Genomic DNA, 16296 nt, shown 5'->3' with positions numbered 1-16296 from the left:
CGTCAGGTGAAGCGACGGCGCAGCGCAACGTTGATGGCTTCGATAGCGATGACCATGACGACGACGGCAATCGTGACGCTGGCCGCCTTATCATACTGGAAAGAGCGCACGTAGGTCTGGATGTAAAAGCCGATCCCGCCCGCGCCGACAATGCCGAGGATCAGCGACTCGCGCAGGTTCAACTCGAACCGGAAAATCGTGTCGCGGGCGACGACCGGCGCCATCTGCGGCCAGATCGCGTATCTGAGCCGCACGAGCGGCCCGGCGCCCGCGCTTTCAAGTGCTGCGATCGGCGCGCGGGACACGCCGTCGATCGCCTCGGCATAGAACTTGGCGAGCATCCCCGTTGCATGAAAGGCGACCGCGATGATGCCGGGCAGCGGCCCGAGCCCGACAGCGCCCACCATGAGCATGGCCACGAGGATCAGCGGAATCGCCCGGATGAAGGCAAGCAGCGTTCGGATCGGCCGAAACACCGCAGGCGATACCATCGTCTCAGACGCGAGAATGCCGAGGGGAACGGACAGGATCACAGCACCGAGGGTGCCGAGGATCGCGATCCTCAGCGTTTCCGCGCTGCCCTTCTTGATCTCGGCCATCACCGTCGGGTCAGGCGGAAACATCCGGCCGAAGAAATCGGCGATCCGCGGGCCGGCCGACAGAAGTCGCGAGAACTCGACATCGGTCGTGGCGAAGGACCACAGGATCGCGGCTGCGATCAGACCGCTCGTCGCAATGCCGCCAAACCCGCGGAACGCCATCAGGACACCGCCCTGAGGCCGATACCGGGGATTGGCCCTACCTCCCGATAGAGCTCCGCCGTCGCATCATCGTTCAACTCGGAGGTCGGTACATCGAACACGATCCGCCCGTCCCGCATGCCGATGATGCGCTGCGCGAAACGCCGCGCCAGGTCGGGCTGGTGCGACGAAAACAGCGCCGTCGCGCCGCGCGTTCGCGCCGCCCCGGTCAGCAGCGCCAGGATCTCACATGCATGCGCGGGGTCGAGGTTGCTCACCGGTTCGTCGGCGAGGATTAGGCGCGGTTCCTGCGCCAGACACCGTGCGATGGCCACACGCTGCCGCTGCCCGCCGCTGAGGCTGTCGACCCTGCGTTCGGCAAGATCGGCAATTCCGCAATCGGCAAGTGCCGTGCGCGCAATCTCCAGATCATGTTTGGTCGGTGATCCCAACAGGGCCCGCAGCGGCGACATGCGCCCCAGGCGGCCATTCAGGACGTTGCGCAGAACCGAGGAACGCTCGACCAATGCAAACTCCTGAAACACGAAACCGGTATCCGGACGGCGCGCGCTCGGCGGCGGACGGTCGGGATCGAGCGGCGCACCCAGAACCGATACCCGCCCGCTCCAGCCTTGGAGCCTGCCGTCGAGCAGTGCCAGCAGGGTCGTCTTGCCCGCCCCGGACGGGCCGAGCAAAGCGACGCTCTCGCCCGCCGAAACCCGAAACGAGACCCGCTCCAGCGCCGGGAAGTCCGCGCCCGTATGGGCAAACCTCAGGTCGTCTACTTCGACAGCTGTGCTCATCGCAACAGCCCGTATTGCCGTGCCATATCGCGTACGCCGTCATAGGCGGCGCCGTCGGCCCTGACGTACCCATCCGGTCCATAAAAATAGCGCAGCTTGTTGCGGTGCTCCGGCTCGTTGAGCCGCAGCATTGCGTCGACAAAACGGTCCCGCAGAGCGGCATCGAGCCCCGGGCGAGCGATCACCAAATGGCTCGGGATCGGCGCGCTTTCCGCGATCCAGGTTACCTCTGCCTGTTGCTGCGGCGTCAGAAGCAGGTCGGCATACTGGCTGGCGCCTGCGGCATCGACCAGGCCTTCGGCCATCGCCTGCATCGCCTGCTGGTAGCCGCCCGCGAAGAAGACGCGGCCGAAGAATGCTTCCGCCTGTCCGGGGTCTTCGATCAGCCCGGCTTCTACGAATTCGGCGAGCGGGTAGAGATAGCCCGATTCCGAAATCGGATCGGCAAAAGCGATGTCGCGCCCGCGCAGGTCTGCGAGCGCGCCGATGCCGCTGTCGCGCCGCACGAAGATGCGGCCCGTATAACTCGGCGCGTCGCGGTAGACCTCGGACAGGAGCGGCACGGCACCGATCTCGGCCTCGGCCAGAACGAAGGGCAGGGCGCCCATGAAGGAGATATCCGCGTCGCCGTTGCGCAGCGCCTCGACCGCCGCTGCATGGTCGATGGTGACGAACCCCTCGACGGGGACGCCGATCTCCTCTGCCAGCCATCCGGTGATGGCCTCGATGTCCCCCAGAAGCTTGTCGGGGTTCTCTTGCGGGATGAAGGCAAGCCGCAGGGTTACGTCTTGCGCGGCGAGAGGTGTCGCCAGCGACACCGCGCCCGCGCCGACCAAGGTCAGTATCGTTCTACGGGTCAGATGGACCGGCATCAGAATGCCCTCTCTTCGATTGCGTCGGCTTCGGACTTGAACGCGGTCCAGCTTGCTTCAGCGGCCTCCCAGTCTTCCACGCGGACGGCGGCGCCGACCGCGGCCAGCCGCTCGGCCAGCGCATAGACCTCGGGCCGGGCGGGGAGGTTCGACATGGTGCTGGCGTCGGCCGAAAGGTCCGCAGCCACGGTGTCGGTCAGCAGCAGGATATGCTCTGCGTCCCGCCGCGGCAGTAGCGTATCGATTGTCGAGGCGAAGGTCGTCAGTTCGGCGAATGCCAGCCGGAAAGCGGTGTTCTCGGTGTCGAAGGCTTCATAGGGCTCGTCTGCCGCGCCAACGGTCTCGAGATAGGCGGTTAGGTCGGCGCGGTCTTCCTCGGTAAGCCCAAGCGATTTCGTCTCGTCGAACCAGTCCACGACGGCGGCCAACGTCGGCAATGACCCGTCGTGGAAATAGGGGGCGGTATAGGCCGTGCCGAGCAGCGTGGGCGTGTCCAGCGCACCGGCGCGGGCCCCCTCGTAGCCCGGCGCGACTGAGCCGATGTCGTGGGCCTGCCGGTCGAGGAAGTTCGCGTCTGGCACGTGGCAACTGGCGCAGGACCGATCGCCGAGCCGGGCGAAGGGCGTATTGAAGATCTCCTCGCCGCGCCGGGCGGCCTCTTGGGTCGTATCGGTCAGACGGCCATCAGTCGTCAGCATGGAATTCGGCAGGAAGTCGAATTCGAGCATGTAGGCGACGAGAGCGTCCAGCATGAAGGGCGTCGGTTCCTTCCCGCCGAACTCGTTGACGACCACGTTGCGGGTAAAATCGCGCAAGGAGGCGAAGCGGCCATCGCGGCCGTAGGGACCGGTAAAACGCAAGCCGCGCAGGCTGGGAATGTCGAGCGGGTCGTCGCGCCTGTCATTGAAGATCGGGTTGAAAAAGGCGCCGTCCACGTCGATCGCGCCCGGTTGGTGGCTGGCGCCGGGGATGAAGAGCCGCTGGTTGACGTCCGAGCGGTTGTGACAGGTCGAGCAGGCGATCCCGAGATCCTGCGCCGGGCTTCCAAAGAGTTGCGCGCTGTCGAACAGCATGTCGCCGTAGGCAACAAGCGGCAGATCGGTCTCGTCGATGCCCTGTTCCTCGAAGTTGAGCACGAGCAGCGGCAGCGGGTCCTGATCGAAGATGTCGGACCCAGGCGGCAGGCTTGGCGGTACCTCGATGGCCTTTCCGCTGAGCACAGCTGTTTCCGGCAGGGCGCTCAGCGTCCGGCGCGGAGCGAAACTGTCCAGGAGGTAGTTCTCCGCAAGATAGCCGGAGATGACTGCACGGGCGGCTTCCATCGTGTCGCGATCCGCAGATGTGGCGCCAGCGCCGAGAACACCAGCGGAACCTGTGCTGCTGTTGAGTTCCAGCCAGGCGAGGCCGATGCGTCTTGCAGCTTCGGGATCGGCCGCCGCGATACCATCCTCAAACGCACGGTAGAGTTCGCGTGCCGTCTGCACCGCCAGCTGTGCTGTCGCCGATTCTTCGGCCGCGAGAGCACGGTCCAAATTCTCCTCAATCCTGAGCGCTACAAGCCGCGTCGCCTCGGCGAAGACCGCCTGCAGGTCTTCGCGCATTATAGCGTCCAGGAGACCGTCGGGCTCGATATCGCTTTTGCGGTCCAGCCACGCCAGCGCCCCGACAGAGAATTCCGAACCCCGGTAGGGTTCCGTCCAGGCGGTCTCGATGTCGTCCCAGGGCAGAGGCTCGAGATTTCCAAGAAAGAGCGTCAGACGGTAGGCCGCTGCCTCGGGAAGCCAAGGCGCCTCCTTGGCCGGCGTCGCGGCGACAGGTCCGGACAGGAGGAGCGCACTTGCGAGTGTGGCGAGCAGCACTCTCATAATATTTCGCATCACCACGGCCTCCAAAGTACAAAGTTAGACACGGCTAACTTATCTACCCGAAGCAAACAAGTTGTCAATCCCGCTGTTTCGCTGCAAAGTCCCGAGTATGACAAAGCTACAATCACAAGGGCGTGAGCCATTCGAAGCGGTCGACCGGGCTCCCGAGGCGCAGGCCGATGGCTTTGCGACCGTGCGTCAGGCACATGAAAGCGAGATGGCGGAGGATTACGTCGAACTGATCGCGGAACTGATCGAGACGCGCGGGGAGGCCAGACCGGTCGAGATCGCCGAGCGGCTTGGCGTGAAGCCGCCGACCGTGACCAAGAACATCTCGCGGCTCAAGGCTGCTGGTCTGGTCCGGCGGGAGCCATACCGCGCGATATTCCTCACCGATGCCGGGCAGGACCTCGCGGAGATCTGTCGACGCCGCCACAGGGTCGTCGTCGCCTTTCTTCTGAGCCTGGGAATCGACAAAGAGACCGCGGAACGCGATGCGGAAGGGATCGAGCATCACGTCAGCGGGACGACATTGGAGGCGTTCGAGCGACGGCTCAATCAGAAATGAGCTCGCCTAGATGCACATTCGCGCGATTCTCTATCGGGACCTCGAGCTATCGGGTCTTCAAGCCGCTGACACGTTTGCGCAATTTCGAAGCTCGCTAGCCGAGAACCCGCGACAGCACGATGGTTGCAAACAGGGCGACAAGTCCGAAGGCGATCGCAGACGCTACCGCATATTGGAGGATATCCAGGTGATTCCCCCTCCTCCGTCGTGCCAGATAGCCACCCCAGATCGCGCCTCCGATAGCGCTCGCGATCACAAGCATCAGGATACCTCCGTTCCAAAATGCCGCGCATCGGGATCTCGTCCGAGCAAACTGGCCAGCCAGCCGAAGACCCAGCACCCAAAAACAAGAACCAACAAGGTCCAGTCGCCGAACCGCGCATAGGGCGTTGGAGTACGCGCGCCCGGCAGGCCGGCATCAATGGTGCCTGTTTCCCCGGTATCAAGACGCGCGACGACATTTCCATTGGCGTCGATGATCGCGGATATCCCAGTGTTGGCCGCCCGGACCACGGGAAGCCCCTCCTCGACCGCGCGCATCCGCGCGGAGGCGAGGTGCTGCTCGGGTCCGATGCTGGTTCCGAACCAGGCATCATTTGTGGCGTTGAATATCCAGTCGGGACGGAAAAGGTCATCGACCACGTGGCCCGGAAAGATGATCTCGTAACAGATCGCCACCGCGACCAGAGGCGCGCCAGGGATCGCCAGCGTGCGCGGCCCTGGTCCCGGCGTGAAATCGCCCAACCCTTCCGTCAGTCGTTCGATGGGCAGCCAGCCTCTCAGCGGCACATATTCGCCAAACGGAACGAGATGATGTTTTGCATATCCCGTCAGAATCTCACTGGTGCCATCGTATGCCTGAACCGTGTTGAAATATCTGGTTCCCCCATCGCCCTCCACTCGGTCAGGCGCACCTGTCAGTAGGATCCTGCCGTCTGGCAAAGCTGCAGATATCCGCGCGCGTGCCGCAGCATCTTCATCCAGAAAGCCGGGGAAGGCCGTTTCCGGCCAAAGCAGCACATCGAAACGTCCGGGTTGCGCGGACAAGCCCAGGTATTTTTCTAAGGCTCGCTGGCGGCTGCCCGGTACCCACTTCTCGACTTGTGGCACATTGCCTTGGACGATGCGCAAAGCAACGTCTGTCGGCGGCACGTCCTGCCCTGACCGAAGCGCACCGCCAACCCAGAGACCCGTCACAGCAACGGCGAAGAGCACGTGAACAGGCGCGCGTCTCTTTGGCGCCGCCACAGTCAACACACCTGGCAATATGCCGATGAAGACCGTGAGAAAGCCCAAACCGTAGCTGCCGACCCAGGCGGCGGGTTGGCGCAGGGCGGCATAGTCGACAAGGGCATAAGCGGCAAGGTTCCAGGGAAACCCCGTCAGGATATGACCCCGCAGCCACTCCGTGACCACCCAGCAGGTTGCAAACAGAAGGCCCGCCGCAATGCCGCCGAAAGCTCGGCGCTGCATGATGGCGGCAAAAAGCATCGCCGCCATGCCCGGGAAGATGGCAAGTCCGGCGGACAGACCCGCGACCGCCGGGATCGCCAGTGCGCCGAAACGTTCGGCATCGACGTAAAAGCTCTCGGCGATCCAGGAAATTCCAATCCCGAATTGGCCCAGTCCGAAAGCCCAACCGACAAGGAAAGCGCGCGAGGTTGAGATGTTCCGGAGAACGATAAAGAGCACTGAGAAGGCGACAGGGACCGCCATGAGCCAAGAAAACGGCGGAAGGGTCAAAACCGTCAATCCGCCGGCAACAAGGGCAAGACCCATGCACTGGAACAGGTTCGGGTCCTCACTAACGATCTGCGGCAAACCCGGCTTCATGAATCGGTCTGAAGTCGAGCGCCAACCCACGGCGCAATGAGCAGCAGCATCACGCCGCCAACCACAAAAACATCGGCCATGTTGAAGGCAGGCCAGTGCGCCGTCCCGATGTAGAAATCGAGGAAATCCGTCACCGCACGATAGCGCAGGCGGTCCAGAATATTGCCGAGAGCACCGCCGATGATCGCACCATAGGCAATGGCCTCGACCCGGCTGCTGGAACGGATCAGCATAGCCGCCAACCAGACGCAGATGCCAAGTGCCAATACGACAAGGCTCCACCACGGCGCACCGCCGAGAAGCCCGAAGGTCACCCCGTCATTGCGCAGGTAGATGAGATTGAAGCCGGGAAAGACCGATACGCCGGAACTAAGAACAGTCGCATTGGAAACAACGATTGCCTTCGTTGCCTGATCGACAAGAAAGGCGATCAGAGCAGCAAGCAGACCGACGAAGAGGCAAGATCTCATCCGCTTATCCCAGCCAGACGTCGAGGAACAACATGATCACAAGACCAACCGCGAGGCCGAGCGTCGCCCTGTTCTGATGTCCGGACCGGTGGGTTTCCGGAATGATCTCGTGGCTGATGACATAGAGCATCGCCCCTGCTGCGAAGGCGAGACCCCAAGGCAGCAGCGGTTGCGAGATGCCGATGATACCCGCGCCGATGAGCCCGCCGACGGGCTCGACGAGACCGGTCAGGGCGGCGATGCCCCAGGCGCGAAACCTGGAATAGCCCTCGCCGAGCAACGAAACCGCCACCGCCAGACCTTCGGGGGCATTCTGTAATCCAATACCGATCGCAAGTGGCAACCCGCCCGACAAACCGTCAGCCCCGAACCCGACGCCGACGGCAAGCCCTTCGGGAAAATTGTGGATAGTGATCGCGATGATGAAAAGCCAGACGCGCCGCAGCGATGCGGCGTCGGGACCTTCCCGCCCCGTCTTGAAATGTTCATGCGGCAGCCGTTCGTTCATCAGAGCGACCGCGCCCATGCCAAGCAGGATCGCAACACATACGATGGCCGCCGGGAGAGCACCGTTGTCGAACTGTCCTTCAGCTGCGTCGAGAGCCGGGATGATCAGCGAGAAGAACGAAGCCGCGAGCATGACACCCGCCGCGAAGCCAAGCAGCAGATCGCGCGTGGCCCGGGACGGGATGCGCCCAAAAAGAACGGGGACCGCCCCGACCGCGGTCAGCGATCCGGCGGCCAGGCTTCCAAGAAAGCCAAGCGCTATGGGGGAGAGGGGTTCCAATTGTTAAGGTTCTGCCGCGAGTTCAGTCAGGAGCCGAGTAGCTGGTGTAGACCTCGGTCGATCCGTCTTCGTGGATCAGGAAGACATCGTAAGCCTCCCGGTCGTCCTCCGGTCCCATGCCGGGCGACCCGTAGGGCATTCCCGGCACCGCCAGGCCTACCGCGTCTGGCCGGTCCTCCAGCAGGCGTTGGATGTCAGCCGCCGGCACGTGGCCCTCGATCACATAGCCGTCGACCAGAGCAGTATGGCAGGACACCATGCGCTGCGGCACGCCATTGTCGAGTTTGAAGCGCACAAGAGATCCTCCGAACATGTCCTCGCCCATCGGCGCGAAGCCATTCTCCTCGAGGTGCTTCATCCAGGACAGGCAACAGCCGCAGCCGTTTGTCTTCCGGACGTCGATCTGAATCGTCTCTGCGACGGCCTGCGCCGCGGGAAGCAAGGCAAATGCGATGGCAAGGGCGGGAGTAAATCGTTTCATGGATCAAAGCCTTTCGGTTGTCGTCTGTGCAAATTCGCTGGCGAGCCTCTCAGCAAGAAGTGAACGCGCCTCACGCAGTCGCTCAAGCGCTGCCGTGTCGTCCGCTTCACGCTCGGCCGCCTCTGCCAATCGGTCGTCAGAGAGAGGGTCGGTTGGGCGACCGTCCACCAGCACTTCGTAATGTAGGTTGGGGCCTGTCGCGGTACCCGTCGCACCGACCCGCCCGATCATATCTCCGGCCATCACGCGTTGCCCTTGTGTGAGCCCGTCCGGTACGGCGCTCAGATGCGCATAGCGCGTCAGGGTGTCGGAGCCATGAGCGATCTCGACGACCCGGCCATACCCACCGCGTCGGCCGATGAAGCGAACGCGGCCCGGCGCCGTCGCCTGTACCGGCGTGCCGCGCGCCGCCGCGAAGTCGACCCCTGTGTGCATTCGTACATTGCCGTAGACCGGATGGGTGCGGCGCCCGAACACAGAACTCAGCCGTGCACCTTCGACCGGTTGCGCAAACACGCGCAGGACTTCTCCGTCGACATAGATCGTCGCTTGGCCGCTGCCGTCGTTCGGCCAGACGATTTCATAGACCGAGCCATCGATATCCAGTGCGGCAAAGGCAAGCTCGGGCTGACCAATCCTCTTGTTCCCGTCTCGGGCCTCGCGCCAAAGGAGGCGCATCGTCTCGCCACCCGCAAGATCACGACGGAAATCCACGGTGCCGCCCAGCATCTGCGCCAGGTCCACCGCAAAACGGGCGGGGATGTCTGCCGTGTCTAGGGCGGCGAAAATCGAGCTCTCGATCACCGCCTCGCCAGCGAAAGTCACCAATTCGGGATCCGGCTCCAACACGCGGGCGGCAAGCTGTTCGCCGAAGACCGCCTCTATCCGGACACCGTCATCGACGGCTAGTTCTACACGACGCGGGTTGTCGTCCGTTGTGGAAACCACGGTAATGATGTGACCCGGACGCAGACGGCGCAGATCGTATTCCGCGCCAATCGCCAAGGCGATTTCGGCGCGATCCGAAGCATCCAGCCCCGCATCGGAAAGGTCCGCATCAAGCGTCTCGCCCGACGCAATCTCGCGCGACCAGGTGACCAGCTGGGGCTCGATAGATGGCAAGGAGGTATCAGCGGGGGAAACGGTCAGGAGGGGCCGGGGTCTGAACTCGAATGCGATATCTGCCTGGGCGAGTGTAGGGCGGACCGAATTGGTTTCGGTAATCCGAGGCGGCGCAAGCGGATCGGGAGTCCAGAGGGTCGCTTCAGCAATCGCAGGGGGCACCGGTTCTTTGGACAGAACGCCAGAGATGGCGATGGCGGTCACCGAAAATGCGCCTGCGACCGCAACGGCCGCCAAGACAGTTCTTATCTTCATGTTGCCCCCTCTACGTCTTCTGTCAGTGCGCGCCGGATCTTCGGCACCGCGAATTCTCTTGGCTCGTGATAGTCGATCATGGTGACGAGCTCACCCTCGGCATCGAACAGGAATACGCTTGCCGTATGGTTCATCGTATAGCCGCCGCCCTCAGTCGGGACGCGCTCAAATGAGGCACGAAACCCTTCTGCAGCGCGGGCAATCTGGTCTTCCGGCCCCGTCCAACCACGAATGACCGGATGAAAATAGCCGACATATTCGGCCATGGCCTCGACCGTGTCCCGCTCCGGGTCGACCGTGATGAAGACCACGTTCATCTCTGATGCTTCGTCGCCCAGTTCCTCAAGCCAGCCGGAAATATCCGATAGGGTCGTCGGGCAGACGTCCGGGCAGTAGGTGAACCCGAAAAACACCATTGTCGGACGACCGATCAGGTTGCCAGGCCCTACCTCATTTTCCTCGTGGTCGGTCAGCCGGAACTCCATCGCCGATAGGGGCAGGGGCCGCTGCCCTTTTGGTTCAGGCGCACCGGGCCCGTCCACCCGCCACCAGCCCACGAAGAGCGTCAGGCCAAGAACGCCGGCACCGGCTGCGCCGTATAGAAGGAGCTGCCGACGTTGCATCAGCCCTCCGGTCCACGCGCGGCGATTCCGAGGATTGGGACCTCGACCGTCACCTTGCCGCCATCCGAGAAGGTCAGTGTCAGCGGGAAATTCTCGCCTTCGGTCATCGGCTCTTGCAGCTTCATGAGCATGGCGTGCAACCCGCCCGGCTCCAATGCCACGCTTTGGCCGGGCTCAATCGTGATCTCGCCTGCAGGTGCCATGGAACTGACGCCAACGGAGTTGGTTTTCGACTCATGGATCTCGGGCATCATTGCCAGCGGTGTCGCAAGTCCGGTCAGCGTAACGGCGTCTTCACCCGTGTTGCGCACGGTCATATAGGCGGCACCTGGCCTGTTGACGCCGATCGAGGCGCGGGACCACGCATTCTCGACCACGACATCCTCCGAACCGGCCAGTGCGGGGGCCGACAGCCCTGCAACCGTCAAAAGCACGGCCAATGCATTGGTATATCTCAACTTCTTCACCACTCGTTTCTCCTGCCTCCGCAAATCAGCTTTGGCTTGCCGCAACTTCCACTGCCACCAGCCTCCGCAATTCGGCCTCACCGAACGGATCGAGAGGCTTGCCGTTCACGAAGAACGTGGGCGTTTGGCGGACCCCGACTGTCTCGACATCGGCGCGGTCCTGGTTGAGCACCGCCACAACACCGGGGGCCAGCATCTGTGTCCGGGCAGCTTCGACATCCAGACCTCCGCTTGCTGCAATCTCAAGGATCAATCCGGGTGCCGGGGTCCCGTGAGACGCCCATCTGGGCTGCTCTCGCAAGACTGCCTCGAGCACAGGTTCAAACACGTCCTGCATGCGCGCCGCCTCGAGCACACGGATCGCTTCTACCGACGCCTCGCCGTGAAAAGGCGTATAGCGGATTACAACGCGCACCGCGTCTCCGTGCTCCGCCATGATATCCTCGACGACCGGATAGAAAGCGCGGCATGCCTCGCAGGCCGGGTCGAAGAATTCAACGATGGTTACGGGCGCATCCTCGGGCCCGAGGATCGGGGAATAGGGTCGGATCAGCGCGTTGGCCATTTCAGGGTCGATGGGATCGGACGCGGCAATCGGGTCGGGGCGGGTGGCATACCAGGCGGCCCCGCCGAAACCGGCGACCCCGAGCGCGAGAACGGACAGGATGAGGCCGCGTCGTTTCATTCTTGTGCTTCCTTCAGTGAGAGAGCCGACAGCAGCCCGATCACCACGAAGGCGACGAGCGCCATCAGAGGAATCGGAATGCCGAAGACCAGTTGATTGTCGTCAGTACAGGATGGGCCTGTCGCCGTGCAGGGCTGGATGCGTTCGGGGATCAGCTCGACATAGAGGCCGAGGTGCCAGAGCGCTATGGCGGCGCCCCCGATTGCCAGCGCGATCCCGTAGCGACCCACGCGCCGATCCTGCCACCACAGCCCGAGCCCGAGGACGATGGCCAAGGGAAACATGAAGGCACGCTGAAACCAGCAAAGCACGCAAGGTGTCTGCCCCAGAACCTCGCCGATGAAGAGCACTGCAAGCGACGCGGTGAGCGCGATGATCCAGGCCAGCCCGAGGGCCGTCTCTCCGGAAAGTCGGGTCATGACGATCAGATCCTCTCTCTCAGATCGGCGAGGATCTCTTCGGCGGGCGTGCCGTAGGGCCAGGAGTCCGCGAAGCCTGCTTGCGTGTCGAAAAGGAAAAGATGCGACGTGTGACCCATCGTGTATCCGCCCGGCGCAGTCGCCTGCTCGATCCGTTCATAGAATATCGGAAAAGTTTCGGATGTCGCGGCGATCTGCTCCGGTGTACCGGTAAGCCCGATGATCCCTGCGTCGAACATGGGCACGTACTCCGCTAAAGCCGTCGGCGTATCTCGCTCGGGATCGATCGTTATGAAAATCGGCTGAACCACTGCCGCCTCATCGCCCAGGCCCTCCATCACGGCCGCGACTTCGGACAGTGTTGTCGGACAGACGTCAGGGCAATTGGTGAAGCCAAAGAAGACCAGCATCCAGCGCCCTGCGAAATCTTCGTCCGTTTGGACAATGCCGCGATGATCGGTCAGTTCGAAATCAGCAAGAAACGGTGGTTCATTCTCGGCTCGGGCAAGGTCGGCACGGTAGTCGGACCATAGCAACAGCCAGATGAAAACGAACGCCGCCGCGCCCGCCAACACCCACAATACCTTCTGAAGACCTGAAAGCCTCACGCCGCTCCGCCCGAACTTGATTCTATATTTTGTGTGCGTTTACATCCTCTAGCTACTGTAGGTTCAAGCGTGATTGTCACCGATCGGCCAACAATCACCTATCTGTGAAACTCAGGTGAAGCTTGTGATGCGCACCGCATAAAGCTACACCCACTGTAGGTAATGTGGGGAGCGGAAATGCTGACGATTGGGACTCTGGCGAAGAAGACCGGAACAAAAGTGCAGACCATCCGGTATTACGAGCAGATCGGACTTATGCCTGAGCCCGGCAGGACCGAGGGGGGCCAACGACGCTATGGCGACGCCGAACTCGACCGCTTGTCATTCGTCCGGCACGCTCGGCAACTGGGCTTCTCGTTGGACGCGATCCGTGAGCTCCTCGATCTCAGCGATCATCCGGGAAAGTCCTGTGCAGAGGCGGATGCAATCGCCCGTCGGCAACTCAAACAGGTCGAGCAACGATTGGCGCGGCTCGAGGCGCTGCGGACGGAATTGAAGCGGATGGTGCATGAGTGCAGCGGCGGACAGACTTCTGATTGCCGTGTGCTCGAGGTACTGCGCGACCATTCCGAATGCCTGACCGACCATGAAGAGATCGGCGCCTGAGCAATTTCGACGACCTTTGATCGGAACGCAAAAAGCCCGGTGTTAGTTACTCATTGGCAATTCACTAATTTGGATACCCGGCATGGCGGAGCAGAGAAACGCAACGGAAAGACGCACACTCTGGATCGTGCTGGGTCTTAACATCGGGCTGGCAATCGCTTTCTTCGCCTCGGGCGCATTCGGCGATTCAAGCGCGCTTATCGCCAATGGCCTCGACAATCTGTCGGACAGTTTCGTCTACGCGATCAGCCTCTTCGCGCTGTCCCGCTCCGCCAAGTGGAAGCGCGGAGCGGCGAACGTTTCGGGCGGCCTGCTGATCCTCTTCGCCCTTGGAATCCTGTATGACGCCTGGCGCCGCTACGTCGGCGGATCGGATCCTCTTGGCACGATCATGATTGTCATAGCGCTGGTAGCGGCGGCCATCAACGCACTTTGCGTCTGGCTGTTGGCACGGCTTCGCGATCCGGACGTGAACATCCGAGCGGCGAATACGTTCAGCTGGAACGACTTCGCGGCCAATCTCGGAATCGTCGTCGCAGGCGGGCTCGTAGCCTGGCTCGGAACGAATTGGCCGGACCTTGTCGTGGGCGTGATTGTCGCCGGCATCGCGGCCTGGGGTGGCGTCGGAATCCTGAGAGACGCGCATGGTGAACACCACAAGGCGGTGCACAATGACGATCAGGTAACCAAGGACTCGGCCTGAAATCGGGGCTTGAAGCTACAGTGACTGTAGCAACTACATATTCTCGTGAACGATTCGAGGAGATATCCCGTGAACCCCGCCGACCCTCATTTGGCCAAAACCCGGCTGCTGGATTTTGACGCGACCTCAATTGCAAAACTGATCGAGGAGCGCGGCTGGGCAGACCTTCCCAGCGACGACCGAATTGGGGCCATCTACGATTTCGTCAGGAACGAGATTACCTTCGGCTACAACCGCGCCGACGACATTCCGGCGTCCGAGGTCCTCGCAGATGGCCACGGGCAGTGCAACACCAAGGGCACGCTCCTCATGGCCCTGCTGCGTGGCGTGGGAGTTCGCTGCCGACTGCACGGGTTCACAATCCACAAGGCGCTTCAGAGAGGCGTCGTTCCGGAACTCGTCTATCCCCTCGCGCCGTCCGAAATCCTCCACTCCTGGGTAGAGGTGGACTTGGGCGACGGATGGGTCAATCTTGAAGGCTTCATCCTGGACGCGCCTTTCCTGCAGACGCTGCAGCAGAAATTCCGCGAGACGGATAGTCTGTGCGGCTACGGGGTTGGAACGGAGTGTCTGAGCGCCCCGCCTGTCACTTGGTCCGGCAATGATACCTACATCCAGAAAACCGGTATTGTTCGCGATCTTGGAACCTTCAACGCACCCGACGATTTTTACTCAAAGCACCGCCAGAACTTCGGATTTGTGCGCGACTTGCTCTATCGCCACGTCATCCGTCACTGGATGAATGCCAGGGTTCGCCGCATCCGCCGCGGAATCTTGCCGCCGGTCCCCGGATTCGATCGGCCGAACCACCGCCATGAGGAGACGAACCGTGCCGCATGATCACGGCCACGCCCACATCGATCCTCAATCCGGTGATCGTCGCGTCTCCATCGCCATCTGGGCCAACGGCCTCCTGACGGTCGCGCAGATCGTCGGCGGGATCCTTTCCGGCAGCCTCGCGCTGATCGCGGATGCCCTCCACAATTTCTCGGACATGGCGTCGCTGGTGATCGCCTTCTTCGCGCGTAAGATCGCTCGCCGCCCGGCGGACAAGCGCATGACCTTCGGCTATGGGCGGGTAGAAATCGTCGCAGCGCTCATCAACTACACGACACTTATCCTGATCGGCTTCTACCTGATCTACGAGGGTGGCATGCGCATGATCGACCCACCAGAGGTACAGGGCTGGACGGTGGTGATCCTGGGCGGTGTGGCACTGGTCGTCGACACGTTGACGGCGCTGCTCACCTATTCGATGCAGAAAGGCAGCGTGAACATCCGTGCGCTCTTCCTGCACAACCTATCGGACGCTTTGGCCTCCGTGGCGGTCATCATCGGCGGCTCGCTCATCCTCCTCTACAACATGCGGTGGGTCGACCCGGCGATCACCATCGGCATCGCTCTCTACATCCTCTACCTCGCATTTACCGAGATCGGCGGTCCGATTCGGACGCTGATGCTCGGCAGTCCACCGGACATCGATAATGAAACCGTCGTTCAGGCGATGCGGGGTGTGGATGGTGTCGCGGACGTTCATCACGTGCATCTGTGGCAGATGCAGGAGCACGAGGCGGCTCTGGACTGCCACGTCGTGCTGACAGCGGACGGCTGGGGTCAAATCGAAAAGATCAAGGCCGCGATCAAGGACCGGCTGAAGGACGATTTCAGCATCGGTCATTCGAGTCTGGAATTTGAGCACGAAGACCGCGCACACGAAAACGCTGACCTTTACGGTCACGGCAAACCGGAAAAAGAGGAGGAAAACCATGTTCACCGAGACACTGACAGCTCATGACGACACGATTGGCCTCGCCTGCGAGGGCAAGCTCAGCGAAAGCGACCTGAAACGGATGCACGCCCTGCTTCATGAGCGCCTGCAAGAGACAAGTAAGCCCGGCCTGGTTCTCGATCTCACGAGGTTCGAAGGCTACGATGGGCCGTCCGCTCTGCTCGAAGATCTGAAAATCGACACAGCCCATAGGAATGACTTCCGCCGCGTCGCTGTGGTGGGCGAAGGGGCTTTGTTGGAGTGGGGAACCAGGTTCGCCGACGTGCTGACCACGGCAGAACTCCGTCAGTTCGACCCGGCGGAAATGAAGGCGGCAATCGCCTGGGCAAGTGAAAGGTAGAGTAGCTTTCAATCAGATGCCTTCGCAGAAGACAGCATCTGTTCGAAACCATAAACAAAAGAGCTACAGCAGTTGCGAGACCCAAGAGCAATCCGAAAGTTCTGAACATGGTCGCTCCTTTCGCAAAGGAGTAACTTTGGTACGGTGGCACTGCCCTTGCCGGGGCATTATCAAATCGTAATGTTTTAGCGGCTCAGGGCGCCAGTTGGTTAACATAAACTTCATTATGCGCCAATATACTTAATGTTGCGATAGTATAT

General features: G+C 61.9%; 20 protein-coding genes. 6 read left to right on the top strand and 14 right to left on the bottom strand.

All coding sequences use genetic code 11. The features are described from left to right. Positions 1–2: 2 nt before the first annotated feature. The 4 genes from phnE to ATO11_RS19495 are packed head-to-tail and all read right to left on the bottom strand — an operon-like array spanning position 3 to position 4280. Positions 3–761, bottom strand: a complete 759-nt coding sequence (gene phnE / locus ATO11_RS19510; protein ID WP_048535504.1) for a phosphonate ABC transporter, permease protein PhnE — start codon at positions 759–761, stop codon at positions 3–5. Next, the gene (locus ATO11_RS19505) at positions 761–1543 is read right to left on the bottom strand and encodes a phosphonate ABC transporter ATP-binding protein (RefSeq protein ID WP_050532594.1); all 783 of its coding nucleotides are present in this window, start codon (positions 1541–1543) and stop codon (positions 761–763) included. Before ATO11_RS19505 ends, phnE begins: the two co-directional genes overlap by 1 nt. Continuing rightward, on the bottom strand, positions 1540–2415 hold the full coding sequence (locus ATO11_RS19500) for a phosphate/phosphite/phosphonate ABC transporter substrate-binding protein (protein WP_009824424.1): 876 nt from the start codon (positions 2413–2415) through the stop codon (positions 1540–1542). Before ATO11_RS19500 ends, ATO11_RS19505 begins: the two co-directional genes overlap by 4 nt. Then, positions 2415–4280, bottom strand: coding sequence for a cytochrome c peroxidase (locus ATO11_RS19495; protein WP_050532593.1), 1866 nt, complete (start codon positions 4278–4280; stop codon positions 2415–2417). The genes ATO11_RS19500 and ATO11_RS19495 overlap by 1 nt, the downstream gene beginning before the upstream one ends. A 109-nt stretch (positions 4281–4389) precedes the next feature. On the opposite strand from ATO11_RS19495, the gene mntR reads away from it, so the two are divergent. Beyond that, positions 4390–4848 (top strand): manganese-binding transcriptional regulator MntR, encoded by a 459-nt coding sequence (mntR, locus tag ATO11_RS19490; protein ID WP_050532592.1) that lies wholly within the window; start codon positions 4390–4392, stop codon positions 4846–4848. A gap of 261 nt (positions 4849–5109) precedes the next feature. On the opposite strand, the gene lnt is transcribed toward mntR, so the two are convergent. From lnt to ATO11_RS19435, 10 genes are read right to left on the bottom strand one after another with little or no spacing between them, the layout of a single operon-like run. After that, a complete protein-coding gene (lnt, locus tag ATO11_RS19480) occupies positions 5110–6681 on the bottom strand; it encodes an apolipoprotein N-acyltransferase (protein ID WP_050532590.1) in 1572 nt (523 codons plus the stop codon). Beyond that, positions 6678–7151, bottom strand: a complete 474-nt coding sequence (gene lspA, locus ATO11_RS19475; RefSeq protein ID WP_048535494.1) for a signal peptidase II — start codon at positions 7149–7151, stop codon at positions 6678–6680. The genes lnt and lspA overlap by 4 nt, the downstream gene beginning before the upstream one ends. Positions 7152–7155: 4 nt before the next feature. Continuing rightward, a complete protein-coding gene (locus tag ATO11_RS19470) occupies positions 7156–7938 on the bottom strand; it encodes a ZIP family metal transporter (RefSeq protein WP_048535492.1) in 783 nt (260 codons plus the stop codon). 22 nt (positions 7939–7960) lie between these two features. Next, a complete protein-coding gene (locus tag ATO11_RS19465) occupies positions 7961–8419 on the bottom strand; it encodes a DUF411 domain-containing protein (protein WP_050532589.1) in 459 nt (152 codons plus the stop codon). A gap of 3 nt (positions 8420–8422) precedes the next feature. After that, the gene (locus tag ATO11_RS19460; protein ID WP_050532588.1) at positions 8423–9796 is read right to left on the bottom strand and encodes a M23 family metallopeptidase; all 1374 of its coding nucleotides are present in this window, start codon (positions 9794–9796) and stop codon (positions 8423–8425) included. Continuing rightward, positions 9793–10419 (bottom strand): SCO family protein, encoded by a 627-nt coding sequence (locus ATO11_RS19455; protein WP_050532587.1) that lies wholly within the window; start codon positions 10417–10419, stop codon positions 9793–9795. The genes ATO11_RS19460 and ATO11_RS19455 overlap by 4 nt, the downstream gene beginning before the upstream one ends. Further along, a complete protein-coding gene (locus ATO11_RS19450) occupies positions 10419–10889 on the bottom strand; it encodes a copper chaperone PCu(A)C (RefSeq protein ID WP_005647556.1) in 471 nt (156 codons plus the stop codon). Before ATO11_RS19450 ends, ATO11_RS19455 begins: the two co-directional genes overlap by 1 nt. 22 nt (positions 10890–10911) lie before the next feature. Next, complete coding sequence (locus ATO11_RS19445; protein WP_050532586.1) at positions 10912–11571, bottom strand: DsbA family protein; 660 nt, start codon at positions 11569–11571, stop codon at positions 10912–10914. Next, complete coding sequence (locus tag ATO11_RS19440) at positions 11568–11990, bottom strand: disulfide bond formation protein B (RefSeq protein WP_046002647.1); 423 nt, start codon at positions 11988–11990, stop codon at positions 11568–11570. The genes ATO11_RS19445 and ATO11_RS19440 overlap by 4 nt, the downstream gene beginning before the upstream one ends. Positions 11991–11995: 5 nt before the next feature. After that, entirely contained in the window at positions 11996–12562 is a 567-nt protein-coding gene (locus ATO11_RS19435; RefSeq protein ID WP_040643209.1) for an SCO family protein, read from the bottom strand. A 213-nt stretch (positions 12563–12775) separates the two neighbouring features. Between ATO11_RS19435 and ATO11_RS19430 the strand changes: the two genes are divergently transcribed. The 5 genes from ATO11_RS19430 to ATO11_RS19410 all read left to right on the top strand — a co-directional run bounded on the left by ATO11_RS19430 (position 12776) and on the right by ATO11_RS19410 (position 16036). Then, positions 12776–13204: a MerR family transcriptional regulator gene (locus ATO11_RS19430; RefSeq protein WP_007803476.1), complete on the top strand. Its 429-nt coding sequence runs from the start codon at positions 12776–12778 to the stop codon at positions 13202–13204. 82 nt (positions 13205–13286) lie between these two features. Beyond that, on the top strand, positions 13287–13907 hold the full coding sequence (locus ATO11_RS19425; protein ID WP_050532585.1) for a cation efflux transmembrane domain-containing protein: 621 nt from the start codon (positions 13287–13289) through the stop codon (positions 13905–13907). 69 nt (positions 13908–13976) lie between these two features. Then, positions 13977–14747 (top strand): transglutaminase-like domain-containing protein, encoded by a 771-nt coding sequence (locus ATO11_RS19420; RefSeq protein WP_005645237.1) that lies wholly within the window; start codon positions 13977–13979, stop codon positions 14745–14747. Continuing rightward, a complete protein-coding gene (locus ATO11_RS19415) occupies positions 14737–15702 on the top strand; it encodes a cation diffusion facilitator family transporter (RefSeq protein WP_007803480.1) in 966 nt (321 codons plus the stop codon). Before ATO11_RS19420 ends, ATO11_RS19415 begins: the two co-directional genes overlap by 11 nt. Beyond that, positions 15674–16036: a SpoIIAA family protein gene (locus ATO11_RS19410; RefSeq protein WP_050532584.1), complete on the top strand. Its 363-nt coding sequence runs from the start codon at positions 15674–15676 to the stop codon at positions 16034–16036. Before ATO11_RS19415 ends, ATO11_RS19410 begins: the two co-directional genes overlap by 29 nt. Positions 16037–16296: the final 260 nt, after the last annotated feature.

The organism is Pseudaestuariivita atlantica (genome assembly GCF_001205715.1).
Lineage (GTDB): Bacteria > Pseudomonadota > Alphaproteobacteria > Rhodobacterales > Rhodobacteraceae > Pseudaestuariivita > Pseudaestuariivita atlantica.
This window is presented reverse-complemented; position numbering and strand designations above follow the sequence as displayed.